Origin of the sequence: Pseudoalteromonas sp. XMcav2-N (assembly GCF_024124545.1) — a bacterium.
Taxonomy (GTDB): Bacteria; Pseudomonadota; Gammaproteobacteria; order Enterobacterales; family Alteromonadaceae; genus Pseudoalteromonas.
This window is the reverse complement of record NZ_JAMXSF010000015.1, coordinates 32611-58714: the sequence shown is the minus strand read 5'-3', so window position 1 is coordinate 58714 and position 26104 is coordinate 32611. Positions and strand designations below refer to the sequence as shown.

Annotated in this window: 23 protein-coding genes; 1 reads left to right on the top strand and 22 read right to left on the bottom strand. The window is 50.4% G+C overall.

Annotated elements, in window-relative coordinates; genetic code table 11:
• Window positions 1-93: 93 nt before the first annotated feature.
• From NH568_RS17870 to NH568_RS17825, 10 genes are all read right to left on the bottom strand, one after another.
• A complete protein-coding gene (locus NH568_RS17870; protein ID WP_253049438.1) occupies window positions 94-1932 on the bottom strand; it encodes a GGDEF domain-containing protein in 1839 nt (612 codons plus the stop codon).
• Window positions 1929-2816: a hypothetical protein gene (locus NH568_RS17865; RefSeq protein ID WP_253049436.1), complete on the bottom strand. Its 888-nt coding sequence runs from the start codon at window positions 2814-2816 to the stop codon at window positions 1929-1931. The genes NH568_RS17870 and NH568_RS17865 overlap by 4 nt, the downstream gene beginning before the upstream one ends.
• Before the next feature lie 313 nt (window positions 2817-3129).
• Window positions 3130-4146 carry a M48 family metallopeptidase gene (locus NH568_RS17860; protein WP_253049434.1) on the bottom strand — a complete coding sequence of 339 codons (1017 nt, stop codon included), beginning with the start codon at window positions 4144-4146 and terminating at the stop codon, window positions 3130-3132.
• Window positions 4146-5219 (bottom strand): YjgN family protein, encoded by a 1074-nt coding sequence (locus NH568_RS17855; RefSeq protein ID WP_253049432.1) that lies wholly within the window; start codon window positions 5217-5219, stop codon window positions 4146-4148. The genes NH568_RS17860 and NH568_RS17855 overlap by 1 nt, the downstream gene beginning before the upstream one ends.
• A 182-nt stretch (window positions 5220-5401) precedes the next feature.
• A complete protein-coding gene (locus NH568_RS17850; protein WP_164488164.1) occupies window positions 5402-5572 on the bottom strand; it encodes a hypothetical protein in 171 nt (56 codons plus the stop codon).
• Window positions 5573-5996: 424 nt separating this feature from the next.
• On the bottom strand, window positions 5997-8630 hold the full coding sequence (gene metH / locus NH568_RS17845; RefSeq protein ID WP_253049430.1) for a methionine synthase: 2634 nt from the start codon (window positions 8628-8630) through the stop codon (window positions 5997-5999).
• A gap of 11 nt (window positions 8631-8641) precedes the next feature.
• On the bottom strand, window positions 8642-9664 hold the full coding sequence (locus NH568_RS17840) for a homocysteine S-methyltransferase family protein (protein WP_253049564.1): 1023 nt from the start codon (window positions 9662-9664) through the stop codon (window positions 8642-8644).
• 55 nt (window positions 9665-9719) lie between these two features.
• Entirely contained in the window at window positions 9720-10667 is a 948-nt protein-coding gene (metA, locus tag NH568_RS17835; protein ID WP_253049428.1) for a homoserine O-succinyltransferase, read from the bottom strand.
• 128 nt (window positions 10668-10795) lie between these two features.
• Window positions 10796-13960 carry a PAS domain S-box protein gene (locus NH568_RS24245; RefSeq protein ID WP_253049426.1) on the bottom strand — a complete coding sequence of 1055 codons (3165 nt, stop codon included), beginning with the start codon at window positions 13958-13960 and terminating at the stop codon, window positions 10796-10798.
• A gap of 11 nt (window positions 13961-13971) precedes the next feature.
• Window positions 13972-14916, bottom strand: a complete 945-nt coding sequence (locus NH568_RS17825; RefSeq protein ID WP_253049424.1) for an ABC transporter substrate-binding protein — start codon at window positions 14914-14916, stop codon at window positions 13972-13974.
• A 141-nt stretch (window positions 14917-15057) separates the two neighbouring features.
• Here NH568_RS17825 and NH568_RS17820 point away from each other — a divergent pair, with 141 nt between their 5' ends.
• Complete coding sequence (locus tag NH568_RS17820; protein WP_253049422.1) at window positions 15058-16152, top strand: response regulator; 1095 nt, start codon at window positions 15058-15060, stop codon at window positions 16150-16152.
• Window positions 16153-16257: 105 nt separating this feature from the next.
• Here the strand turns inward: NH568_RS17820 and NH568_RS17815 are convergent, their stop codons facing one another.
• From NH568_RS17815 to NH568_RS17765, 12 genes are all read right to left on the bottom strand, one after another.
• Window positions 16258-17268, bottom strand: coding sequence for a contractile injection system protein, VgrG/Pvc8 family (locus NH568_RS17815; RefSeq protein WP_253049420.1), 1011 nt, complete (start codon window positions 17266-17268; stop codon window positions 16258-16260).
• A 2-nt stretch (window positions 17269-17270) separates the two neighbouring features.
• Complete coding sequence (locus NH568_RS17810) at window positions 17271-17483, bottom strand: tail protein X (protein ID WP_138550290.1); 213 nt, start codon at window positions 17481-17483, stop codon at window positions 17271-17273.
• Between the two features lie 9 nt (window positions 17484-17492).
• Window positions 17493-17948 (bottom strand): phage tail protein, encoded by a 456-nt coding sequence (locus NH568_RS17805; RefSeq protein WP_138545762.1) that lies wholly within the window; start codon window positions 17946-17948, stop codon window positions 17493-17495.
• 27 nt (window positions 17949-17975) lie between these two features.
• Window positions 17976-21647: a hypothetical protein gene (locus NH568_RS17800; RefSeq protein ID WP_253049418.1), complete on the bottom strand. Its 3672-nt coding sequence runs from the start codon at window positions 21645-21647 to the stop codon at window positions 17976-17978.
• A gap of 158 nt (window positions 21648-21805) precedes the next feature.
• Complete coding sequence (locus tag NH568_RS24070; RefSeq protein WP_257721227.1) at window positions 21806-21931, bottom strand: hypothetical protein; 126 nt, start codon at window positions 21929-21931, stop codon at window positions 21806-21808.
• A 5-nt stretch (window positions 21932-21936) separates the two neighbouring features.
• Window positions 21937-22194, bottom strand: coding sequence for a phage tail assembly protein (locus NH568_RS17795; RefSeq protein ID WP_010385143.1), 258 nt, complete (start codon window positions 22192-22194; stop codon window positions 21937-21939).
• Window positions 22195-22296: 102 nt separating this feature from the next.
• On the bottom strand, window positions 22297-22806 hold the full coding sequence (locus NH568_RS17790) for a phage major tail tube protein (RefSeq protein ID WP_253049416.1): 510 nt from the start codon (window positions 22804-22806) through the stop codon (window positions 22297-22299).
• Window positions 22806-23966, bottom strand: a complete 1161-nt coding sequence (locus NH568_RS17785; protein WP_253049414.1) for a phage tail sheath C-terminal domain-containing protein — start codon at window positions 23964-23966, stop codon at window positions 22806-22808. The genes NH568_RS17790 and NH568_RS17785 overlap by 1 nt, the downstream gene beginning before the upstream one ends.
• A gap of 124 nt (window positions 23967-24090) precedes the next feature.
• Window positions 24091-24426: a GPW/gp25 family protein gene (locus tag NH568_RS17780; RefSeq protein ID WP_253049412.1), complete on the bottom strand. Its 336-nt coding sequence runs from the start codon at window positions 24424-24426 to the stop codon at window positions 24091-24093.
• A complete protein-coding gene (locus NH568_RS17775; RefSeq protein ID WP_253049410.1) occupies window positions 24423-24740 on the bottom strand; it encodes a PAAR domain-containing protein in 318 nt (105 codons plus the stop codon). Before NH568_RS17775 ends, NH568_RS17780 begins: the two co-directional genes overlap by 4 nt.
• A gap of 2 nt (window positions 24741-24742) precedes the next feature.
• Window positions 24743-25486: a phage baseplate assembly protein V gene (locus NH568_RS17770; RefSeq protein WP_253049408.1), complete on the bottom strand. Its 744-nt coding sequence runs from the start codon at window positions 25484-25486 to the stop codon at window positions 24743-24745.
• Window positions 25483-26064 carry a hypothetical protein gene (locus NH568_RS17765; RefSeq protein ID WP_253049406.1) on the bottom strand — a complete coding sequence of 194 codons (582 nt, stop codon included), beginning with the start codon at window positions 26062-26064 and terminating at the stop codon, window positions 25483-25485. Before NH568_RS17765 ends, NH568_RS17770 begins: the two co-directional genes overlap by 4 nt.
• Window positions 26065-26104 lie beyond the last annotated feature (40 nt).

The window sequence follows — 26104 nt, the reverse complement described above, 5'->3', positions numbered from 1 at the left end:
ATCTACAGAGCATAGACCAAGCTCGCCAGTTTAAAACCCCATCCTTCAACTACTGCAATATTTTATTCTTCACCGCCCTTTGACTATCAAAGCTTACCCGGCAAGTTTTGTGCTGCTTACGGTAAATGCATCCAAATTCTGTTGCACTTGCTGCAACGTCATTCCCAGAGGCTGGGCTGGCAGGTTCAGACCAACCCAGGCATTACGGCCACCATGTTTAGCCCGATACAGGCAATTATCCGCCAACTCCAACACCTGCTCCCAACTGCCATGCTGTGTCTCGGCCAAACGTAACGGGAAAGCGGCAAAACCAATCGAGCAGGTGCAGCTAAGCGGCTGACTATCCTGACAAAACGAAAACTGTGCCACCGCATTGTGAAGCCGCTCAACCACCTGCTGTGCGGTTAACATATCGGTCTGGGGCATCACCAATAAAAACTCCTCTCCCCCCCAGCGAACCAGCTCGTCCTGCTCTCTCAGCTCTTTTGTAACGACCTCAGCAAATTGCTGTAACACCAGATCGCCCGTTGCATGGCCATAGCTGTCATTGATCTGTTTAAAGTGGTCGATGTCTATCAGACAAAAAATTGTGCTCTGCGATGCACTGCGCGCTTGCGTCAGGAGTTTATCAGCCTCACTGAAGAAGTAGTGCCGATTGTGCAAACCGGTCAGACTGTCGGAGTAGCTCAGGGTTTGCAGTCGTCGATTCCGCTCATCCAGTTCAGCCGTTCTTTGCTTTACCAGCTCTTCAAGTAACGACAGGTTACGCTTATTTTGCCATCGCCAGTATAAGAACCCTAATAATGCCAATGCCAGGATCAGTAACAATGCGCCGCGTTGCTGCGCCAGACGGGTGTTCTCAAGAATTTGTTGGTGACGAAAGATTTCTTGCGCCTGCAAGGCATTGTCTTTTTCCAGTAAGCTCAGTTGCTGCTTTTGTGTTGCCAGTGCGTACTGCGATTCCAGTTGCAGCAACTTGTTATTACGTTTTTGAAAGTTCAGCGCATCTTTGGTCAGTGCGTAGCGCTTCAGATATAGGTGTGCCTGTTGATAATCACCCAGCTGTACATAGGCATTGGATAATACAAACTGCAAGTCGGCCTGCTCCTCCAAAAACCGTGTTGCAAAGGTTGCTTTTAACGCAGGCATAGCCGTTTCCAGTGTTTGCTGAAAATCGCCCGATTGCAGCCAGGCCATGGACTGCAATAGCTTGAAACGGATCTTCATTCTTTGATTACGAATGAGTGTGTCGCTTTGCGCGACCCGATTGAGGATAGGCTGTGCCTGCTGAAAGCGACCAAGTTTGAGCAATGCCCAGGCCCGTACCAGATACAGTTTATCGACCAGCTCTGGTGCGCCCGTGACGACCAGGTCATCGGTATGCAGTTCAGCTACCGCCTGATGATAGCTCCCCAGTAGCACATACAAGTAGCCTTGCCATAACCTGTGCTCTAAAAGCAGTAACTGAGCGACATAGGGCATGGTCTGAGCATGATTGTTCAACTGGGTGACCAACTGATGTACATCATCCAAAGAGCGCTGTGCATAGTTATACCGCTCAAGGTCCATCTCTAACTTGGCGATGGCGAGCCGGCTTTGTGCCATCAACGCCAAATCTTTTCGCTTAATGGCTAGTTGTAACGCATCGTTGTGCAATATCAGGCTCTGCTGATAGTCACCATACTGTTGACGGATCTGACCTTCCAGCAGCAAGGTTTGCGCAACAATTTCCAGCGCGTCAATCGCCAGTGCATCGCGTCGCAACGCTCTGAGTTCAGGTAATAGCGAGAGGTCGAAATCACTTTTAAGCGTAGCACTTAATTTGGCCAACGACTTTTCAAGTGTACTGGGTGACGCCAGCTCAGTTGCCGTAGTACACACACTGAACACAATACATAGCAACCAGCCCGTCAGAGCGCCCAGGCGTATCATGGTCTGGACTCCTGCGGCAACATAGCGCGATTGATGACGTTCCAGTCCTGTACCTTACGATTAATAAACCCCGACTCCGTTAACGCTTTGCGGATCACCCCACGACGTCTGAGCTCTTTAAGACCGCGGTTTAAAGCAGCAAATATCTGACTTCCTTCGGGATGACGTTTGCTAACAATGAAGTGGCGTGAGTCAGGCAATACCATTTTCACACCCTCTATTGGCACATAGTCACGCCCTTCAAACACCAGCTGCAAAGATTCACTCACACTAAAATTTACCAACATGCCATCAACGATATCGGTTTCTACCATGTTAAGCATGCTTTCCCATGGGCCAATAAAGCTCACCAGGTTCATGTTGCTGTTTGTCAGGGCGTGCCAGTCTACCCGCCAGCGAGGATTTGCCACCAGCGTCAGTTGCTCAAGCCCGTCCTGAGTGGTTTGATGCAATGCCTGATTACGTTTTGCGACATATATTCCGGCTTCGTACTCTCCGAATTTGACGACCGGATCACTGACATACACTGAGCCACGATAATTAATCACATCTTCATGCCAGACGGTACGCGCCAGGATCAGGCTCTCTCCGGCTATCATGTCTGTGAATTCGAGGATATTGACTGATGGTTTAGGGTTGAACACCACCTCCCGGGTTTCGCCGCCCAGGAACAAGGCTTGCTGCAGCAGCACCATTTCGATGATTTCAATGTGGGAGCCTTGCGTGGTTGGCCGAAAGTCGGTGACATCAAGCACTGAGCGGCCCTGTAAAAATGCCTGATAACGCTGAGAAAAGTTCTCACTGCTAATGATATCAACAATCAAAGGGTTGTGGGCTTTGGCACATTGCGACACAACGAGCAATAACAAAACCAAAAACTTCATTTGCCTCCCCAGCACACAGTTCAATCACAGCATCCTCTAGTATACAGGAAGGAACGAACATAAGTTAACCTGAAAATAACAAAAGATAAGCATAATGCCGTAAAAACACCCGACAAATCGCGATTTTTGGAACAATAATAAAGGGTTAAAAGAGATTAAAATAGTTCATTTAAAAGTCTGGGGGTTTTTGCTACAGAAAATGCGTGGATGACTAGCCAAAAAAAGAAAAAGGCCTCACTGAGGCCTTATAAAAATCTCGGTTTCGATGTGCAAACAGATGCTCATCAATAGCAAGTTGTATTGTCTTCCTCTATCAAGGAGATGGGGTGTAACTTCTGGCGTGCTCAATGCGCTCTTGCAAACTGGGGTGCGTAGACAGGTACTTTAACCAGCTTTGCTCATTTTCCTCACCAAGTTCGGCAAGTGACTCCAGTGCCTGAGCAAAATGCTCACCGCTGTAGCCCAGACGATGAAGCTGTGCCAGCGCATAGTTATCTGCTTCCCACTCCATATTTTGAGAAAATTGTAGATCCAGCAGAGCACTACCCGACCCCAATACCACCTCTGCAACTATGTCCATGTCACCCACCAGCATGGCAATGGCAATACTGGCCACCGCCGCCTGAGATGCCAGACGTACACTGTGCATACGCTCTACGTGACCTATCTCATGCAACAGAATGGCTCTGAGCGCACCAGGATTGTCGGCCAGTAGTCGCGCCAACTCATCGGTCACGACGACCTGCCCATGTGGCAGGGCAAAGGCATTGGCACCAAAATGCTCAGAGCGATAGACATCAACACGATATTTCTGTGCTGACAGTTCAAGCTGAGACACTGTATCTAACCACAATTGCTCAACGGCAGCCTGCTCTTTCTCAGAGAGATCCGAGGGCAACAACACAGTACGCTCAATAAGTGCCATTGATTGCTGGCCCATTTGCTCCACAACCGCATCTGGCACGGTCTGTACGGCAGTCACCGCAATCCCGGGTACCAGTTTAAAAAGCAGTGCATAGAGCAATACAGGTGTCGCTACCAAGGCACACACGATCAGGACCAGATTGGATTCAAGCTTGGCCAGTAGCGAACTTTTACCTGACTGAAACGACCAGCGATGTGCCACGTCCAGCGGGACAAAACGTGCCCCGTCTGTGAAGGTCAGCTCGCTGGCCTGCCCAGGTAAGTGGGCCGACACCTGAAGCGTCTCAACCGAACTTTCGCACACACACTCATCGTCCGCGTAAACGGCAATATGGCTGTCATTGAGCCGGGCAATGGCTTCTTGCACCCGGCTGCTGTTTGGCTGGTAAAAGTATCCCCGGATCATCAGGTTAATGAGATATCAACGTCAAACACATTGGCGGCTTCTTCAGCAAAGGAAGATTCAGCCTGCTGCGCCGTATCCAGCACTTGGTCTGCACCTGGCAGCAACACCACCTGAGTTGCCTCAGCCAGCGCCCTGACCTTACGCACTTTTGCCCAGGGGAATGCCAGGCCTGCGGTCAATACAATCGCAGCTGCGTTGGTTGCCAGGATCAAGGCATAACGCTGCGGTGCCAGAGTTGATTTAAATTCTGCAACCTCATCAATTTGCGCATTGTTCAGAATATGATTGCGGATCAGCGCCTGGTAGATGCCTTGCAATGCAGAAATCACAAACAAATACAAAGGCACAATCAGGAACATGCCAAAGTTGACCGCTCCCAGCTCATCAGGGTTAATGTTGATACCACCTGCCAGGCTAATTGCGAGACCCAGCAACATCATCACAAGGATGCCTAATAACATCACCAGCAATGTAGCTGCATAGTATTCTTTGCCCTCTAATTGTACTTGTACTGGCTTATCGCCGTAACGAATATTACTGTGAATGTAGGCATCAATACGCTTGAGCACCCAGGGCATCAAAAGATACATGGTAAAAATACTGACAAATGGTAGCACCACAAAGTTCACCATCGCCTCGCCCAAATTGCCCTTAAAAGCAAAGCGAATATTGCGGTAACGGGTCATGCGCATGCTGAATTTAAGCCCCTGATTGATCATCCAGGGCACCAGCAATACCAGTGCAAATGCCATCATCGCGCCCACTAGCGGGAAGTAACTCGACACCACACTGTAGATCACAAACAAGCCTACGGCGAGTAAGCGACCTTTGAGTATTTGAATTGGTGTAGCAAGATAGTCAAACCGGTGCCCGTCTAACAGGGTATGGCCATAAAAATATTGCTTAGTCCGTACCGTCGCCCAGGCTGAATAGATACCCAGTGTCACCAGCGTCAGTAACAGGTTGACAATCCAGATACCAAAATATTCTTTGCCAGTACCGGTGAATTGCAGTTGGGATGGTGTAGGCCGACTGCTCGGTTCGGCAGCAGTGGTGGTAGAAGTCGAGTCCATTGTTGGCTTCCTAACATCGTTTTTCTTTCGTTTTCACATTATTGACGTCTTCATGGCATGTCCCCATGAAAACTACGGAAAGGTACATTAGAAAAGCAACCAGTGCAATGCTTAAAAGCAAAACGCCGACGTAACTTGTCAGTTACCTCGGCGCTGTGTCTGAGTTGATATGCTTGTTTTACTTAGCAAGCACGTGTCAACCAGTTCAGGAAGTGACGGGCTTCGCTGCCACTTGAAAATTGCGTTTGTTTGCGGCCTGTGCCATCAGCAAAAACGACTTTTGATTTGTTCACCGAAATTGAGCGAATTGGTTGCTCAACACGGATCTCTGTTCCGTTGTATGTATAAGACATAATAAAACTCACTTTTATAATGCGTAGCCTGAGGGCTAACGCTTTAGACAATAAACGAGCTTTATGACAGTTTGATACCAAACCTGAAAAAATCTGCGAACAATTTTTCGACACTTTTGAGTCAACAAACCGAAGCGCTTCAAAGGGAATGGTACTGGCGATCTTAATATCTGCATTCACAACGCCCCCGGCTGGGGTAACTGCAGTGGTATATCGCCTGACTATAATAAGCTCTACTTGTAATTTTTAATGCGGGCTTACTGGATCAAGGCAAGAGGGCATTACTTCTATGACGCTTTAAATCAGAGGTTATTTAAAGCAAGAGAGCAATAATATCGAAAAAGTTGATTAATGCAAGCAAAACTTGCGAACTTTTTTCCTAAAAAAAGCAAGGGTGCCAAAGTGGCACCCTGCATATGCACAATTACGACTGAGGTTCATATCCCAGGTTGGGCGAAAGCCAGCGCTCGGCTTCTGCCAACGTCATATTGCTGCGTTTGGCATAGTCTTCAACCTGATCTTGCTGAATGGCTGCCACGGCAAAGTATTTGGAGTCCGGATGCGAGAAGTACCAGCCAGATACCGCCGCGCCCGGCCACATGGCATAAGAGCTGGTGAGCTTCATACCAATGCGGTTTTCCACATCAAGCAGCTGCCAGATCTTGTCTTTCTCAGTGTGTTCAGGACACGCAGGATAACCCGGCGCCGGGCGGATCCCCTGATAGTTCTCGCGGATCAGTTCTTCATTGCTGAGCTTTTCGTCTTCAGCAAAGCCCCAATACTGCTTACGCACCTGTTCATGCAGGTATTCTGCAAAGGCCTCGGCCAGGCGGTCTGCAACCGCTTTTACCATGATTTTGTTGTAATCGTCCTGCTGCTGCTCAAACACCTCGGCCAGGTCATCCTCTTCCAGGCCACCGGTGACAGCAAACGCACCGAAATAATCAGGCGTGCCTTTCGGCGCGATGTAATCGGCCAGGCAATAGTTCGGAAAATCGGTTTTTTCGGTCTGCTGACGCAGCTGACAAGACTTCAGCAGCACTTCATCTCGGCTTTCATCGCGATAGATTTCAATGTCATCGCCCACCCGGTTGGCAGGGAACAAGCCAATTACGCCCAGCGGTTGTAAACTGCCTTTAGTGCTCAGCTCGTCGAGCATGGTATTAGCATCGGCAAAGAGCTTTTTCGCTTCTTCACCCACCACTTCATCTTCCAGAATACGCGGGTATTTGCCCGCCAGCGTCCAGGTCATGAAAAAGGGCGTCCAGTCGATATACTCGCGCAAGGTGGCAATACTGACGTCTTTAAACTCGGTGATACCCAACTTTTTGGGCACCGGTGGGGTGTAATTGTCCCAGTCAAGCTTAACCGCATTATCGCGCGCGCGGGCCAAAGTCACGGGCTTGGAGCGGGGCTTTTTACGCGCCTGCTGGTCACGTACCTTAACGTATTCACTAGCGGTTTTTTCTAAAAAGCCTGGCTTTTGTGTGGCACTCAGTAAACTGGAGACCACGCCAACCGCGCGACTGGCATTGTTCACATACACCACACCCTTGTCGTATTGCGGTTCAATCTTCACCGCCGTATGCGCTTTAGAGGTGGTTGCGCCACCGATCAGCAATGGGATCTCAAACCCACGACGGGTCATTTCTTTGGCGACATGCACCATTTCATCGAGCGAAGGGGTGATCAAACCCGATAAACCAATGGCATCGGCATTTTCATCTATGGCGGTTTGCAGAATTTTCTCTGCCGGCACCATCACGCCCAAGTCCACAACCTCATAGTTATTACACTGCAGCACCACACCCACAATGTTTTTACCGATATCGTGCACATCGCCCTTTACCGTCGCCATGATGATTTTACCATTACTCTGACCGGCCTGTTTTTCCGCCTCAATGTAAGGGTCCAGATAGGCCACTGCCCGTTTCATCACGCGTGCAGATTTAACCACCTGAGGCAGGAACATTTTACCGGCACCAAATAAGTCACCGACCACATTCATTCCATCCATCAGCGGGCCTTCGATCACCTCAATGGGTTTATCAAACTGCTGACGACAGGCTTCAGTGTCTTCTTCAATAAATTCAGTAATGCCTTTAACCAGCGCGTGCTCCAGGCGTTTGGCCACAGGCCAGCTGCGCCATTCCTGATCTTCCGCTTTCTCAGCCTGTGCCATCCCCGAGTAATTAGGCGCTATCTCGACCAGACGCTCACCGGCGCCAGGGTCAGTGTTGAGGACCACATCCTCAACCGCCTTGCGCAGTTCATCGGGAATATCATCGTAAACCGTCAGCTGACCGGCGTTGACAATGCCCATGTCCATACCGGCCTGAATGGCATGATATAAAAACACCGAGTGAATGGCTTCACGCACCGGATTGTTACCGCGGAATGAGAAAGACACATTCGACACCCCGCCCGACACTTTACAGTGCGGCAGATTTTGCTTGATGCGTCGGGTGCCTTCAATAAATTCAACGGCATAGTTATCGTGCTCTTCAATGCCCGTTGCTACGGCAAAGATATTGGGGTCAAAAATAATGTCTTCCGGCGGGAAACCCAGTTCATCCACCAGAATGCGATAAGAACGCTCACAGATCTCAAACTTGCGGTCGGCCGTCTCGGCCTGGCCTGTTTCGTCGAACGCCATCACCACCACAGCCGCACCAAAGCGCTTAATGATCTTCGCCTGGCGCTCAAACGGCTCGCGGCCCTCTTTGAGTGAGATAGAGTTAACGATGGCTTTACCCTGAATACATTTCAGGCCCGCTTCAATCACCTCCCATTTAGAGGAGTCGACCATAATGGGCACGCGGGAAATATCCGGCTCTGAGGCAATCAGGTTCAGGAACTTAACCATAGCGGCCTTGGAGTCCAGCATGGCTTCATCCATGTTGATATCGATCACCTGCGCGCCGTTTTCCACCTGGCTACGCGCTACATCCAGCGCGGCTTCGTAATCTTCTTCCAGGATCAATCGCTTAAAACGCGCCGAGCCGGTTACATTGGTTCTTTCACCGACATTGGTAAAAATGGCTGTAGATTGCGTCATGTCAGTACTTCCTAATTCAGATTACAGGCTTCAAGGCCCGCTAAGCGCATTCTGACGTCTAGTTCAGGCAACGTGCGCGGTGCCACCTGTTCCAGCCCTTTCACAAAAGCGCGAATATGGTCGGGTGTCGTACCACAGCAGCCGCCCACAATATTAATAAAACCTTCCTTACCCCAGTCAATGATTTCCTTCGCCATCTCAGGGGCTTCCAAGTCGTACTCACCAAACTCATTCGGCAGGCCCGCATTAGGGTGCACCGACGTATAGGTTTCGCACACCCGCGACAATTCTTCGACATAGGCACGCAGCAGATCCGGGCCAAGTGCACAGTTCAGTCCAATGGAAATCGGTTTAATATGACGAATAGAGTTGTAAAAGGCTTCGGTTGTCTGGCCGGACAAGGTACGCCCTGACGCATCGGTAATGGTCCCGGAGATCATCACCGGCAGGGTTATACCGGTGCGCTCAAAGGCTTCTTCCACCCCATAAGCCGCCGCTTTAGCATTCAGCGTATCGAAGATGGTTTCTATCAGGATCAGATCCGCGCCGCCCTCAATCAGGGCTTCGGTAGACTCAACATACGCTTCCACCAGCTGATCAAACGAGACATTGCGATAACCCGGGTCATTCACATCCGGTGAAATCGAGCAGGTTTTTGAGGTAGGCCCCAAAACACCGGCCACATAACGCGGTTTACTCGGGTCTTTGGCGGTAAACTCATCACATACAGCCCGAGCCAGACGGGCCGATTCGACATTGATCTCGCGGCTCAGGCTGGCCATATCGTAATCTTCCATCGAAATAGTGGTGGCGTTAAAGGTATTGGTTTCAATAATGTCCGCACCCGCTTCGAGATATTCACGATGGATCTGGCGGATCACCCCAGGCTGAGTCAGGCTTAACAGGTCGTTATTGCCTTTGATAAGGACATGCCAGTCTTTAAAACGCTCGCCCCGATAATCCTCTTCCTCAAATTTGTGCTTTTGGATCATGGTGCCCATAGCACCGTCGAGGATCAAAATACGCTGTTGCATGGCCGTTTTAAGTGCATCGGCAATGGCTGCACCATCAGCCGCCGTGGTGATATGTTTATTCGGCATAATTGTTAGTCCTTACATCCTGGCTAACCAGATTAATATCGTACGGGGTGGTCTGGTAAACATAGTAGTTTAACCAGTTGGAGAATAACAAAAAGGCATGGCTTTGCCATGTCTTTGATGGCTTGGCATTTACATCATCTTCGGGGAAGTAATTCTCCGGCTTGGGTGCATCCGGCCCTTTTTCGCAATCGCGAAAATACTCTTTGCTTAGGGTATCGGCATCATATTCCGGGTGTCCGGTAATATACACCTGGCTGCCAGACACATTTTTAATTAAATAGGCCCCTACTCGCTCAGAGCCAGCCAGTGTCACCAGCTCGTCACATGCTTCAATTTGGCTGGCCTCAATATGGCCATAACGGGAATGGGGCACCAAAAACTCATCGTCAAAGCCACGGGTTAGTGCACCATGTTCAAAGTAACAGTGATGGCGGAACACCCCACATAGCTTGTCTTTTTTAAGTTCCCGCTTCAGGCCATGATGATGAAACAGGCCAGCATGTGCCGCCCAGCAGGAGAATAGTGTTGAGGTTACATGGTGCTCAGCCCAGTCAAAAAATGCCTGTAACTCTTCCCAATATGTCACTTCTTCGTATTCAAGATGTGCCAATGGCGCACCGGTTACAATCAGCGCATCGTAGTTTTCTTCTCTGACATCCGAAAAATAACGGTAAAACATATTCAAATGCTGCTCGGAATTGTCGGAGCTGCGATGGGTGTCCAGGCGCAGCAGATCCACGTTCACCTGCAAGGGCGTGTTGGCCAGCAGGCGAATAAACTGCACTTCGGTTTCCACCTTATTGGGCATCAGGTTGAGTATCGCCAGCCGCATTGGCCGGATCTCCTGCGTACTGGCTCGGCTTTGTGGCATCACAAAGACATTTTCATGACGCAAATGACTGATGGCAGGTAAATCGTCGGTGACTGTGATTGGCATGATATTCCCCTCAGTGACTAGGACCCTTAAAGATAGATCCGCTAACTTGCGACATTATGAAGCAACAGGAATAAATTTCAACTTCTAGATGTTTAGCCGTCCAAATTAAACATTCTGTCACCCGGCCCTTACAGTGCCGCTTTAAGCAGTTGACAGGAACGCGTCAATACGTCTTCAAGTTCCAGAATCAAGTTTGACTGCAGAGGATTTTGCTGCGCAATGGCCTGTTCCAGCTGTGCCGCAAGCTCAGCACAGCGCACCAGCCCCAAATAACCTGCCTGCCCTTTTAATGTATGCGCCATTCGGGCAGCCGCTTCGATGTCCTCTTCTTGCAACCTTTCTTTCAGTTGCACACAAAATGCCGCCTGTCTCAAAACAAACTTATCCGACATTTTGCGGTAAAAAGCTTCGTTACCGTTTACATGCCTGAGTCCCTGCGCCCTATCGAGTAACTCTCCTGCGGCTTGATTTGGCGATGGAGTGGGCTCGGGTCGCGTCATACGAGATTGCTCTGACTCTTTGGCTAAGGGCCTTTCAGGCTCTGCCTTACCCGATTTGCGGCTCAGCCAGTGATAGATTTTTTGATAGGCCAGTTCAACATTAATCGGCTTGGCGATATGGTCGTCCATACCACAGGCTTTTATCTCCTGAAGGTCATGTGGCATGACATTGGCTGTCAGGGCAATAATCGGGAGTTGTCGACAGACCGGCCTTTTTCTGATCTCCCGGGTGGCTGAATAGCCGTCCATTACCGGCATTTGACAATCCATCAGGATCAAATCAACAGGTGTTTCCTGTAATCTCGCCAGGGCCTCTTTGCCGTGCTCTGCGGTAATGACCTGCATACCTGCATCCGCCAGAATTTCCTGGGCAATCTCACGATTAATATCGTTGTCTTCCACCAGTAACACCTTTGCACCTTCAAGCACACCATACATCGCACCTTGTTCAAGCTGTATGCTGGCTTGTGCTGTAGACTCGGCCATCGCCTCACCGAGTGGCAATTCAACCTCAACAAAAAAGCGTGCGCCTTTCCCCTCGACACTGTCACACCAAATCCGACCGTGCATCAGTTCTATCAGATTCTTGCTGATTGCCAGGCCCAGTCCGGTGCCACCATATTGCCGGGTAGTCGACGTATCTGCCTGGGTAAACGGGGTGAACAATGATTGTAGCTGGCTCTTAGAGATACCAATGCCGGAATCAGATACCGTGAACCTGATGTGCGCGCTCGATTCTGTCAGGGACTTCACCGTCAGCTCGAGAGAAAGGCTGCCATACTGAGGGGTAAACTTGACTGCATTGCTGAGCAAGTTGAGTAATACCTGACTGAGCCTGAGCGAATCGCCAATGAGTACATCGGGTAAAGTAGGGTCCTGACTCACATCAAAGTCCAGCCGCTTTTCTTCAGCCCAAGCCGTAACCAGACCACTAACATGCTCAATCAGGGTTTTCGGGCGAAAAGGGACCGACTCAACACTCAATTTGCCCGCCTCAATTTTAGAAATATCCAAAATGTCGTTCAGGATCACCAAGAGGTTATCTGCTGCATAACGTATTTTTTTCAGATAGTTATGCATTTTCGGCGACGTATCCATTTTGAGCGCCAAATGGGTTAATCCCGTAATTGCATGCATAGGGGTGCGAATTTCATGAGACATATTGGCCAGGAACTCTGACTTAGCACGGGTAGCACTCTGTGCGGCCTGCATGGCTTCAAGGAGTTTTTTCTCTGCGTCTTTGCGCTCTGTAATGTCCCGAATGATGGCGGTGAAATAATTCGCCTCTCCCACTTTAGTTTCTGCAACGGCCAGATCGATGGGAAAACACTGGCCATTTTTCTTACGTGCGGTCACCTCACGTTTGTTGTCTATAACTTTTTTTACGCCTGTATCAAAATAGTTTTGTATATACTGGTCATGGTTGCTTCTGTATGGCTCAGGCATCAGCATACGCAAGTTGTTTCCTAACACTTCATCACGCGTGTAACCAAACATCTCCACGGCTGCCGGGCTAAACTCCTGCACTTTCCCCTGAGTATTGATCACTATGATGGCATCAGCTGCCGTATCAATGATGGCACGTGTCATGGCCTGATTTTCTATCAGTGAGCGTTCTTTGTGCATCTGTTCAGAGATATCCTGCACAATGCCCACTAACTTATAGTGTCCCGTACTGCTGTCCAGATAGCGCTCAGCCACCAGCCGAATAAAACGACAAACTCCATCATTGTCACTTAATTCATAATTAAAGTCATGGTGCTGTTGCTGGTTGTCAATAATCGCTTGCAACGCCGGTCCGCTCACGTTATTGGTATGACCAAATAAGGTGTGTACAGTCACAGGCTGCGCGGGAGATGCGCCTATGATTTCGTAGGCCTCCTGAGACAAATGAACCAGACCGCTTTGCAGTTCAAGCTCCCAGCGTCCCAGACGCGCCATTTTTTGTGCCTGCTCATAATTGAGATTCGCACTTTGTAGCTCCGCGGTACGCAATTTAACGCGGGATTCAAGCTCACGCTGATTTTTATCTAACAAGGCAAGGTGTTCACGGATAGCGCTGGCGGCCCAGTTAAATGTATCCGTCAGCGTGGCAATTTCCTTAAACCCGGATTCTACTGTCTGATGCGTATAGGTCCCATCAGCAAGCAAAGAGGCCTGTCTGGCAAGCTCTCCCAAAGGTGCAATGACCCGCTTTCTAAGCAGTATCATTACCATCAGGATTAATACCCCACAGCCTATCCACATCAGCGCCAGGTTAAACCGGATATTACGCCACAACGCCTGTTCACTCAGCGCCAGATTGTAATGCAGATAAATGATACCAAGGCGGGTAGAACGAAGTTCAGTACTGGAGGGCAAGGCAAAGCTCTGAAACGCCTCAAGCTGTGTACGATCAGCTGAAAAGGTCAGCAGCGGCATACTGCTGTTCAGAGCAACGTTGACCGCCTGATCCGAGCCGTGACTGGCAATGTCCTGTAAAGGTTTACCAATCTCGACAAACTGATTGCTGAATAATATTTGCCCGGTATGATCCGCAACCGCAATGCTGACGACTTCCGGCGCTGTACCTATAACAGATAAATCATAGCGGATCTCTTCAGGCCTGCCCGAACTCAGGTTTACTTCTACATGGCGTTTCAACGTCATCAGCAAATAATTGGCATGTGACTGATGGCTTGAATAAGAGGCATCCCGACTACCGGTGTAAATCACCATAGTACTCAGACTCAGTACAGCCAGACACAGTAACAAAACGCCCACAGGCACCCAAAATGCCAGGGACGTTGGCACACCTGGTTGCCTCATTGCAGTACAAACCTCGCATCAACCAGGCCATGCACATCAGTTACTTCATCAATCATATTCTGCTCTACCAGTACAGATAACAGTTGCTCTACGGTTGAATACAAAGGCGCTTCTGTCCCCTTACCCACCAGCAAAGTGCGGTTAGTCGGGGCATCGGCTAATGCAATGCCACCGAGTGCTGCCAACAGCTCATGTGGTTGCAGTCCAAGCCTGGGAGACATCAGCTGTGCGGCGTTTTCCGGGTATGCTTCTATATATGCCAGCGTCGCAAATTGAGCGGAAACCAATGCCTGCAACGCCTCATGATAGTGGGCAAGATGTGCCGTTCTCACTACCAGTACATCGACGATTTTTCCCGGGATCTGCGCACTATCAAAAATGACTTTATGATCCTGATTCACAAGCTGAGTGGTGACCGGCTCAAATGTCACTACCGCATCAACAGCACGTGACTGAAAGGCCCTAAAGTGCTGATTGACCGGCAAGTGCACCGCATCAATATCCGCCATACTCAATTGTGCCGCATCCAGAGCTTCATGCAGCATCAAGGCACCAACAGCAGTTTGTTCATATGCTATGCGCTTACCTTTGAGTTGCGCCAGTTCAGAGACTGACTCACGCACAACCACCGCATCGGCCCCGTTTGATATGTCCATAATCAGGACGATTTTGAGGGCAATCCCCTCAGCAAGCAGCAACAAGGCTTCATCAAGTGTCAGTGCCGCTACTTCGATACGACCATGACGGAATGCATCCATGGTATCGGTTGCAGACAGCAACTCAACCAGCTTGATATTCTCTTTCAACAGGCCTTTTTGCTGAGCCAGATAAAGAGTCTCATAACCCGGCCACAGGTTAAACCCGACACGCAGTTGCGTGCGTGTTGAATCAGAGCATCCGGCAATCAGCGTAAATACGAGTGCTAACAACAAAAGTTTCACAGCCTTCCCCATCCACCAGGTCATTGGTAAAGTTTCTTTTTGTATTCTAGTCTTGAATTGAGAGCCTGGGGGCTGAACGAAGTAAATAGCAGCATATTACACCTGTCAGCCTCGACGATGTTAACTAAATTGGTGAGCTGAATGGAGACAATCCTGATCGTTGATGATGACGACTTTGTTGTAGAATATCATACACATATGCTGTCACCATTGTACCGGATAGAAGTCGCGCAAGACGGCGAAGCGGCGCTTAATTTGGTCGATTCACGTCCGCCGAGTCTTGTTTTGATGGATATTCAGATGCCACGTATGAATGGCTATGAAGCAGCCTATAAAATCAGGCTTGCCGGTCATACCATGCCCATTCTGTTTTTTTCAAACCTTAACTCATTGCAAGAGCGGTTAAAGGCTTACGATGCCGGTGGCAACGACTTTATTGCCAAACCGGTTGATGAACAGGAGCTGCTGACAAAAATATCTATTCTGCTCAAAGCACATAAAGCGAGCTCAGGCCATGCCGACGAAGTCGCCGTTAAAGCACTGTCCGATCTGTCGTCACTCGGCTTTGTGATGGGGTTTTATCGAGACAGTTTTCATTGCCATGATTTAACACATCTTGCTCAGGCAGTGTTTAAACTCACCCGCGGATTTGGGCTGAAGTGCTCGCTGATTTTCCGCGATCAAAAAGCCAACCCCTGTTTTTTTGATGACGAGATTGCCAAAAATATTGATGCTGCTTTACTGGAGTCCTTACAAGGCGCAAACCGGATAATGACATTTGGCAAACACAGAGGTGCATTTAACTGGCGTCATGCTTCTTTGCTGGTTAAAAACATGCCTGAAGATCCGGACAGAGCCGGCTCGATGCGAGATTACCTGGCCTATATGATGGACGGGCTGGAACAATGCACTGGCAAAGTACTGGCAGAACAAACCATGAAGCAAACCATTCAGGATTTCAGAGCACAAAATACCGACATTAAGAATGGTATTGTCACTTTAATTGACGATATGGAAATACAATTAGAAGTTTTGTTCTCCACCCTCAGTATCGACAACGATATTTCAGAAGCCTCAGAGGAGTTGCTGGTCAACATGATCCAAACAGCCAAAAGCGCTGCTGAAGAAAAAGTACAATCGGGGTTGGTGATAGAAGAGCAGTTGACAGAGGTACTGGATATGCTGCAGGAAAGGCAGGAACAAGCAAGCCCCGGTGAAGATATAGAGTTATTCTAGCTTGACTCAGGGATAGGCATTACCTGACATATTAGTCACGCCAGGTAATGAGGGGGCAGGAAAAGAGAATGGACAAAGTCACGTCTGGCCGACATGAGGGCAGGGTTAATTGGGTTGTTCTGCTTTGATCTGACATACATACCCCTGTGACGTGATTTGATGGGTTACCTCTTTGATAAACCATTCACCCTCGAGGTATTCCACCGTTTTATCTACGGTGATCAAAGCACCAGCGACAATATCCGGGTCACCAGGCACACATAAAAGCACCTCACCATGAGCTCGTTTTAGCCGCGTCAGGTGACTGTTTGCAGCAGCCTGAGCAGCTGCTGCATCCGGATAAAGATAAGGTAAAGTCACTACAGGGGCCGCAGCGCCCGCGAGGACTGCAACCCGCTGGGCCTGCTGCGTATCGTAGTAATAGCAAAGCACGCCACCCACTAAGTGATAGTGGCTGGTTGCTCTGGACCAGTGTATTAAATGATGATTGCTAAGAGTAGCCGACGTCACGGTTTGTCCGGACAACGATTGCCCTGACCCCTTGGTAACAAACAACAGTTTATCTGCCGCAATTTTCATCACCGCGTCGTAGCGCCGGGCAAGCCGTGTAAGCAACTGCATATCGCTTTCACTTTGCTCCAGATGCTCAAGGGTAATGCTCTGCAGCGTCGCACTCACGCCACTTTGCAACCCATACTCCGAAGCAATTTGTGCCACCAGGTCGCCAAGTGTAATAGGCTCATCACTCCCCAGCTCAGGCCAGGAGCGGAACCTTGGCGATTTAAAGTCGGCATCCCACATAATGCTGTTGCCATATAAAGTCAGTGCTCTGGCAGGACCTGTGAGTTCGTACGCCCCCACATCAAACTTTCCAACCGGTGTAAGTGCAGCATGGCTGTCAGGCGTGCCGTTTTTATACCCCAACGCAATTTCCAGTACATTGCCTGGCTCTGGGAGCTGAATTGGCAGCTCTTCCAGGTTATCGAATCGCACCATGCATACATCACTGAGCAAGCCGGTTCGCTGCGTTACACTGACTTCAACGATCCGATCTTTAAGACGCTCGGTCACTTCATTGCCATTCGCTTTAATAGAAAAATAGGGTTGCTGGTTCATAACTAGTCCCAAATATTGATCACATGCTTGGTCTTAGGCTTAGGCAGCTCGGGAAGAAAAATTTCCACACCCGCCGGATAAATTGCCCCCAGCGCGGCCAGGCCCGCATTGGCCCCCAGTACTTTTTCAACCGTGCCAGCACTTTGCCCGTAATGGCGATAACAAATGAGATCAAGACAGTCTCCATCACGAGTCACATAATTTACACCTTTCATGGCTTCTCCTTATTCGGGCTCTTTAAGTGCCGCCTGATAACGACTCAGGCGCATTGAAAACTGGATCTCCCGGGGAATGCCATCATTGAAAAACAAGGTCCGGGTTTCACTGATGCTACTGATCACCCACTTCCCCAGGACCCGCCCCACACTGGGGTTGGTCTTGCCACTTTCTTCTACATAACCCAGGGTCAGAGGCTGCCCTTTGGCTGCCTCGTCACGCATATAATCGAGTTGCTTCAATCCGTTTTCGACGATTTGCGGGAAGATAGTGCCTTCCAGATCCAGCGTTTGTTCTCCCACCCCAATAAACTGCATCAAAGGGCTGTTTTTATTTGTCGGGGCATCAAGCGACTTCCAGCGATACTGGGTGTCGTATTTCAGCTTGTTAAATGCCGCTGTGCTGACCGAGAACTTGTAGTCACCCAGCTGCATCATGTGTCTGGCATGATTGGTATTGCTCATTGTTCACCTGAAGAATGAAATGTGGATTTAAGCCACCTGATTGAAATAGCGCGCATTCAAATCGCGAACGGCCTGCTGTTGCTGCTGTTCAAGGATCTGCTTAACCTGAATAGCAATATCCTGAGCCTGTTCGCCACTGCGCGCATTGACTGTGATATTGGCATTGACCGTTACCTGTGCACCCTGATGTGCTGTGTCACTATTAACGGACGTGGCATCTGTATGCGTTGCAGATGAGACCTGTGAGGTTGACAGCGCTTCTGGCGTGCTGGCAATGTTTGCCTTGTCAGCTGCCACACCTTCCGATTCGGTCGATTTATCCGCACTAAACCAACTGCTAATTTGCGACCCCACCGCTGCGTTGGTGATAAACCCAGCCAGTGGCGCAGCCATTTTCAACCAGGGGTTACGGCTTTTTTCCATTAACCCCGAGACGGCCTTGGCTGAAAACATGCCTCCGAGCGTACCGCCTATCACCCCTGCTTTTTGCGAGCCACTCAAAGACTCATCATTGGCGGCCTGCCATACGGTGTGATAATTCAAAACATCGCCGACAAAGTTGCCTACTTTGGCCACGTTATGTGCACGACTCTGACCATTCCCGGTTAATTCAGCAAACGCAGATGCGGTCCCTGCGGCCAGGTTAAACGGATTGATAAACTGATTTTTGATAAAGCCTTCGGCCAGACCCAGCGCATTGTTACCAGCGCCGCTTTGTGAGGCCGTATCGGGCGCACCAACCTCATTTGTCTGAACGAGAGTTTTCCCGACATTACCTCCGGTGTCTGGTGTCGCCTGAGATTTAGCAGGTTCATCATCAGCAAACCAGCTTCCGAGTTTTTCACCCAGCCAGCCACCAACAGACTCACCGCCCATCGCGCCCAGCGCGCCGCCGACCAAACCACCAATGGCAGTGCCGATCCCGGGGATCACCGAGCCAATAGCAGCACCTGCTGCGGCGCCGGCCCAGGCACCGCCTGCACCGCCGACTGCACTGCCAACCTGCTGGGTTTTCTGCTCAGCACTCAGGCTGTCATCTGACAGCGTGGTCGCCACATCCACGGCTCCCATTACCGCACTCAAAGGGGCTGCCAGTTTACCAAGCATTTTGGCCCCGGGCAGGCGACTGAACAGCCCGCCTTTTTTACCGGCAAACTGCCCCAGCTTGCCAGACTTGGCGTCATTTGCTGCAGCCTGCACCGCTATTGATTTAGATGTCGCATTGGGGAGCTGCCTGCCAGTATCGAGCGCACGAATTGCATTGCCCTGTGACGCTGGCTTGCGCTTGTTTTTTCTGCTGGTGTTCTTTTGCGACTCTGATGCAGCCTGATCTTTGCCTTTCCCTTTATTTCTCCCTCGTTTAGAACCTGACTTACCCTTTGGTTTGCCCTTGTTTTTGCGTTTACGAGGCCGCTTTTTCTCTTCTTCAGGCTCGTCTTCTAAGTGCCCATCAAGTTCATCAAAAACACTGGACGTCTCAGCGTCCCCGTCAGTATCGCCAAATAGACCGGAGCCACTCAAAAACTCAGATGCGGCGTCACCCAGAGACGACAAATCACCGCTCATCAGTCCTTTAAAGTCCAGCTTGCTGAGCGCCCCTTGATGTTGCGCCAACAAAGATGCCGCGCCATCCATACCAAACGCATTTAGCAGATCCGGTGCAGCAGAAACCAGCGATGACAAATCGCCATCCAGTACACCTTTTACATCGAGCTTTTGGAACACCCCGGCATGTTGTTGCAGCAACGAGGCCGCATCATCCATACCAAAAGCACTCAGCAGCTGAGGGCCAGCTTCGCTCAGAGACGACAAATCGCCACTCAAAAGCCCGTCCACATCGAATTTCTGTAGCGCTGGTAAAGCCGACTCAAGTAAAGCGCCTGCATCGCCCAGATCCAGTGCTTTGAGCAAGTCAGGAGCGGCGCTCATCAGGCTGGAGACATCCCCCTGCACGATGCTTTTCAAATCAAGCTTGGTCAAACCTGGAATGGCAGTTTGCAGCTTATCTGCGGCATCACCCAACTCAAAGGCGCGTAATACCTCAGGTGCCGCGTCCAGCAAACTGCTCAGGTCACCTTCCATAATCGCCGGCGCATTGAGTTTGTTAAGGACCGGCATAGCCTTTTGCATCGCAGCCGATGCGCCGGGCATATCCAGCGCATCAAATACCGCAGGTGCAACCTCTCCCAACGAGGCTAAATCGCCGCTCATCACGCCCCGAATGTCCAGCTTTTGTACAATGCCAGCGTGTTGTTGCAACAGGGCTGCCGCATCTTCCATGCCCAGGGCATTGAGCAGATCCGGACCTGCTTCGGCCAATGAAGTCAGATCACCACTAAGCAACCCATCAACATCAAATTTTTGCAAAGCTGGCAGCGCCGCGGCCATAGCTGTGCCGGCATCACCCAGCTCCAGCGCGCTCAGCAACTGAGGCGCCACGGTCATCAAAGTGGACACATCACCTTGCGCTATGCCTTTAAGGTCAAGTTGAGTCAGGCTTGGGATGGCTGCCTGCAGTTTGTCTGCGGCCCCTTGCAGTTCAAAGGCGCGCAGTACCTCGGGTGCGGCATCCAGTAAACTGCTGAGATCGCCTTCGATGATTGCAGGCGCATTGAGTTTGCTGAGCACAGGCAGGGCTTTTTCCATCGCCACAGAAGCCCCGGGCATGTTCAGTGCCTGAAATAGCTGCGGAGCAGCCTTGATAAGAGAGTCCAGCTCTCCCGAAGCCAGCGCTGGCATATCCAGCTGCTGAAGTGCCGGTAACGCTTGTGCGACACCGGCCGACAGACCGTCCAGACCCAATGCTCTGAGCATCTGAGGGGCCTGTGATGCTAACGCTTGTAGGTCACCGCGCAGCACACCAGACAAGTCTAACTGTGCCAATGCAGGCAATTCTGCTGCCAAAGCCTGCTGCAGCTGAGGCAAATCCACTGCCTCAATCAGCGCTGGCAATGCCGTCTTCAGACCATCCAGATCGCCTTCTAGCAGCGCCTTGAAGTCCTGGCTTTGAAGTGCAGGTAATGCGGATTGAAACGCAGCAACTGCCTGACTCAGGTTTAAAGAGCGGCTCACCTGGGGCATCAAATTAGTCAGACTGCTCAAATCAGCTTTCACTGACTGGGACAATTCAGTCACACTGGACACATCCAATGCCTGCACAGGAGCAGCTACCTCACCACCCGCGCTTTGCGACGCACTCAATTCAATCGGGTTCTGACGTTGTTCAGACCCATTCGCCGCAGCAAAGCCTGGTGCCGTTGCTGTCGAAATCTGACTAACTCCGCCAGGCTGAGGGGGATGTTCATTCTGAGTTGTGAGGCGAGCAATCACAGTGCCAAGGTTGTCAATAGACGCCAGCAAAGCGTCTGACACCTCAACAGAAGCCGGGTTGTCAGCACCCAGGTTAACCGTCCCTTCGGCTGGCGCCGGCTGACCCGACGGCCCCTGTTGTGCCAGCACAGATTGCAGGCGTTTTTGCAAATCGCTGCTTTGAGGCGCGAGTAGTGCCAGCGCCTGAAGCTGCGCAAGTAATTGTCCCACAGAGGCTGCACTGGCATCACTTTGTACTTGCAAAGCGTGCAGCGTCCGACCTAGTTTCGCAAGTCGCTGGTCCACGCCATTGCTCTGCGCCAGGCGATGTTTAACTTTATTTTTGGCTCCGCCGGGAGCACGAAGATGTTCGACAGTTCCTTGTTTCATAGATTTACCTGAAAGAGTTAAGAAGTGATACCAGAGAATGAAGGGAGGTGGAGTGTGGCATTGCTAAACAGCCTGGAAAAAGCCACTGAGCAATGCCCGCAATTGAATCCACAAACATGCGCAAAATGCATGTTTGCAGAGGTATGACCCGCAGCGGATCAGGACACAGAGGTTGCCTCTTTATAGTCAACCGCAGCATTAAACCAGTCGATTAATTCATCTTCGGTCAATGCGTTGAGCTCGGTCAGGCCCCAACCGGTGTATTTGGCTAAGGCAATAACCATGGCTCTTAAGCGCCTGGGCGGGATACGAGAAAAGCCTGTAAGGTCTCTCTGAGCTTCACAAAGTCGCTCCAGTCAAGCTCTTCAATGATATCCGGCGAGACTTCGCACAAATTGGAGAAGTAACGAATTTCACTTTCCGACTCGCTGATATCTGCCTTATCCACCATTAACCGGTCACGTACTTTTGGTCGTCTCATTGTCAGTTCGGCATACTCATGCCCGTCAACCGTAATTGGAAATGCCAGGGTAATGATTTCTTTCATGCTTTTGCTCCTATAATTATTTACTCAGCGCATAGGCGGGTCCCCCTTACCGGTCGCTAAACCGGCAAGGTATATCCGCTCACATCAAGGCAAGAACGCGAATTAAGCGCCAATCGCTGCGCGTAACAACGCCATCTGATCTGTGCCATTGATTTTGCGTACATCGTTGTACAAATCAATTTCGTAGATCACTTCGTTGTTAATCTCCAGCTTGTATTTCTGCACGGTATATTGCAGGCTTAACTTAGCTTCTTCGCCGTCTTTCCAGTTACCCATGTCCACTTCTTTAAAGAAGCCTTCCAGCGTCACAACCACAGGCTGTGGTGGCTGACCTTGCGCCTGAATCGCACCACGTGCCGTTAATGGCGTGGTTGCGCCGCTCCAGTCACCCAGCAGCTTCATCATGTCAGCGTTGTATTCAAGTAACGTGATGTTACCTTCCAGTTTCTCAAGCTGACCTACGTCCAGCTCAATCGGTGCCTGAAAGCCTGACGTGACTTCACGGGTTTTGACTGTGACTTTTGGCAGCTGAATTTCGTCCGCAATGCCCAGGTAGCCTTTGCCGTCTACGAACAGTTTGAATTTTTTAAGGATTTTAGGAGACATTGCCATTATACGATTTCCTCTAGGTAGTTATTTGTCAGAATGCTCTTGAAGGTGATGTGCTCAGCCGGTGTTGGCGGCGTAAAGTCAAAGCTGAAGTAAACCTTGCCAGCCTGGAGGTTTTCCGGCGTATTCAGCTCTTCATCTGCCCAGATTTCGCCGCCCAGGATTGCCCCTTGTGCTTTAAGGCTGTCCAGGTAAGACTGCACGCTCTGTTTCACATCTTCGACATAGGTCTTGGTGATGTTACGGTCAACCGCCCACATGTGGGCACGCAGCAGTGAGTCATTGATCATATCTGCGGTACGAACCACTGACAGGAAGGCCCATTTCGGGTCGCCAGAACACGTACGGTTACCCCACAGCTTGAAGCCGTTTTGGCGGATAATAGTTGCTACATCATTTTCGTTCAGGTGATTAGCTCGCGCCTGTTTATCACCCAGCTGGAAGTCCACTGGACGAGCAGTACCGACGATGCCATTCATGGCGGTGTTACTCGGACTCCACCAGAATCCACGGTCGTTATCCGATTTGGCAATCATACCGGCAACACGTGCGCTGGCTGGCTCAACCTTTTCAACACCGTCTTTGAACACGCGAACATGTGGGTCAACCAGGAATACACGACGTGAACTCTGATCACCACGATATTCAATGGCTTTCGCATCTGTGCTATTTGGACCATCTGCGATGATCACCGCACGAAGTCGCTCAGCCACACCCACTAGTTTGCTGACCACAGGGTTAGCACCGCCATCACGTTGATGCGTGTAACCCGGCGCGACCAGAATACGTGGCGCAACACCCAGTACAGACTCTGCACCTAAAAAGGCAAATACTCCTTTATACTTGCCGTCATCCGTTGAATCGTCTGTCATCGCTGCCATCACAGCGGCTTCATCGGCACCTTCAACACGTACTACAACCACAGCGGCGCCCGCCTGGTCAAAAATGCCACTCAGTGCAGCAGGCAGTGAACCTTCAGTCCCCAGCTTTTCGGCTTCACTGCGTTTACCTGCGATTAATACTGGTGTATTGGCCGGGAAAGCGTCTGTATCTGCGCCAGGGGCAGTACCTATAACACCAATAACCGAGCTTTTTACTGTTTTAATAGGGCGCGTACCAGATTGCGCCTCGATGACTTCTACACCGTGTAGAAATTCAGACATAGATATCTCCTTTAAAGGTATGTCAATTAGCTAATAAAAAAGCCACAGGCGAGCTGCGACAAAACGCAGCCCAGGTGCTGTGGCTTAAGTTGAAAAATAAATTGAGAAAATTAAAAATCAGAAGTTAGATTTGGATCCCTTCGATGGTTACCGGTTCACCATTGATAAGATATAAACCTTCAATGGCGATTGATAATTTGCCGTCTCCGGCCGGGTGCACCGCCACCCCTTCAAGTGCGAATCTCGGCTCCCATTGCTCAAGGGCATTGGAAATGGCAATGGTAATATCACCAACCAGAGAATGTGAAAACGGCCGGTCGATTAATTCAAATAAACCGCAGCCATAATCGCGACGCATCACCCGACTTCCCTTGGGGGTCGTCACAATATCGCGAATACTTTGTTTCAGATGTTCAACGCCGCCCAGCGGCTTACCTGTCAGGGCATTCATGCCAATCATGTTTCAACTCCTTTATTACCCACAATGAACTTTGCATACCCACCTTCAATCAATGCGTTACAGCTGCTGGGATCGCCCACACGGACAACGGCGTTGCCCCCAATCGTAAAGCCCGGCGCGCCTTTAGTTACTGTCTGCCCAACATGAGGTGGTATCTTGCTGTCTTTGCTGTGTAAGTGCTCGGATAATGTGTCACCAACACACAGCACGGCTTCTTTATTGACCTTAAAGGTGCTTTGCGTTGCGGCCACCGTGGCTGGGTTGAAATCGTCATGCAAATTGGTTTGGGCTTTATTTAATGCAATATCTGGCATAGTTACTCCTGGGCTTTGATCATTGCAGCATTGAGCAACAAGTTGCCCTTCGCCGCGACAGCAATATCCTGCGCCGTTGAACTGATATTGACCTGCTTACCCTCTAGCGTCAGAGTTTCTCCTGCCGCGATGCTAATGTTCTTTTCAGCGCTGACAGAAGCGTCATTGCCCACCGTCAGGGTGGCATCCTTAGCCACATTAATTGAGGCGTTGTTGCCCACTTCTACCGTCGCATTAAACCCACACTCAATGCGAAGGTCTCTTTCACTGTGTATAGTGATTTTCGCGGTTTGTTCACCGCCCGTATCCGGCACATAAAGATGATAAGCATGATGTTGGTTGTCATACTCCACCAGCGCGCCATCCTGATAGCGGGTGCGGTGTACATGTTCACGACTACTTGCCGCAGCATAACTTTCCCCTTCACCCGCGCCTAACACGTGGTCGGGTTTATGGTGATCAGCTGCCGCACTATACACACTGCCCAGGATCACGCCCTGAGCGGTGTCGCCACAAGGCGCAAGAACAATTACCTGCTCACCAATTTCCGGGGCTCGCCAGGTCATATTATGTGCTGCCATATCGGTCAGCCAGGGCAGTTTAGCTGTGATCCAGTCACCGATTTTGACTTTCACACGAGCCGTTTCATAGTCCACTTCATGCACAGTACCCAGCGTGATCAGCTTGCTTAATCGGTGCTGTAAGTCCGAGAGTGCTAACTCAGATTGAGCGGGATCCAGATTCATAGCACCTCCCCGGCAGGCGTTTGCGTGCTGTAGATTAACTTGTGCTCATAGCCGTGCTGCCCCAGATAAACATCCGTGATGGGCGTACCAGGTGACTCGCTCTGTTCAACCTGATAGTAAAATGACCAGCTCAGCTGTAACTGTGCTTTAATCCCTTCACTGTGCTGGCTAAACGCAAAAGTCGTTTGCTCGGCAATAAAGTGTTGCCAGTGGGTGGGCACATCGTCCGCCATCATCGCGGCTTCGCCTATGCTGAGTACCTCATCCAGCCGCTCCAGCAGCCTGGCTTTATCGCCATCCATCAACGCAATATCGAGCTGCACACTCAGCACCCGCCTGTCCAGCGGGTTTGGGCTGAGGTTTTTGTTGTACGCCGGTCCATAGCTGACACCTTTATCGGTGCCTTTACTTTGCAGCTCGCTGGCCTGGCGTTCCTGCTTAGGCGTGACAGTGAGTTGCGCATGCTGGGTCAGGTCCGGGGCAGTCTGGCTCGGGATTAGATAATCCACCTGAGCCACCTGTGCCAGGGACGCTGTCAGGCGCTCAAGCACCTGGGTGATTAAGGTCGTTCGTTGCATAGACTTGCTCTTAGATTAAAAAGACTCGAAGACAATCAGT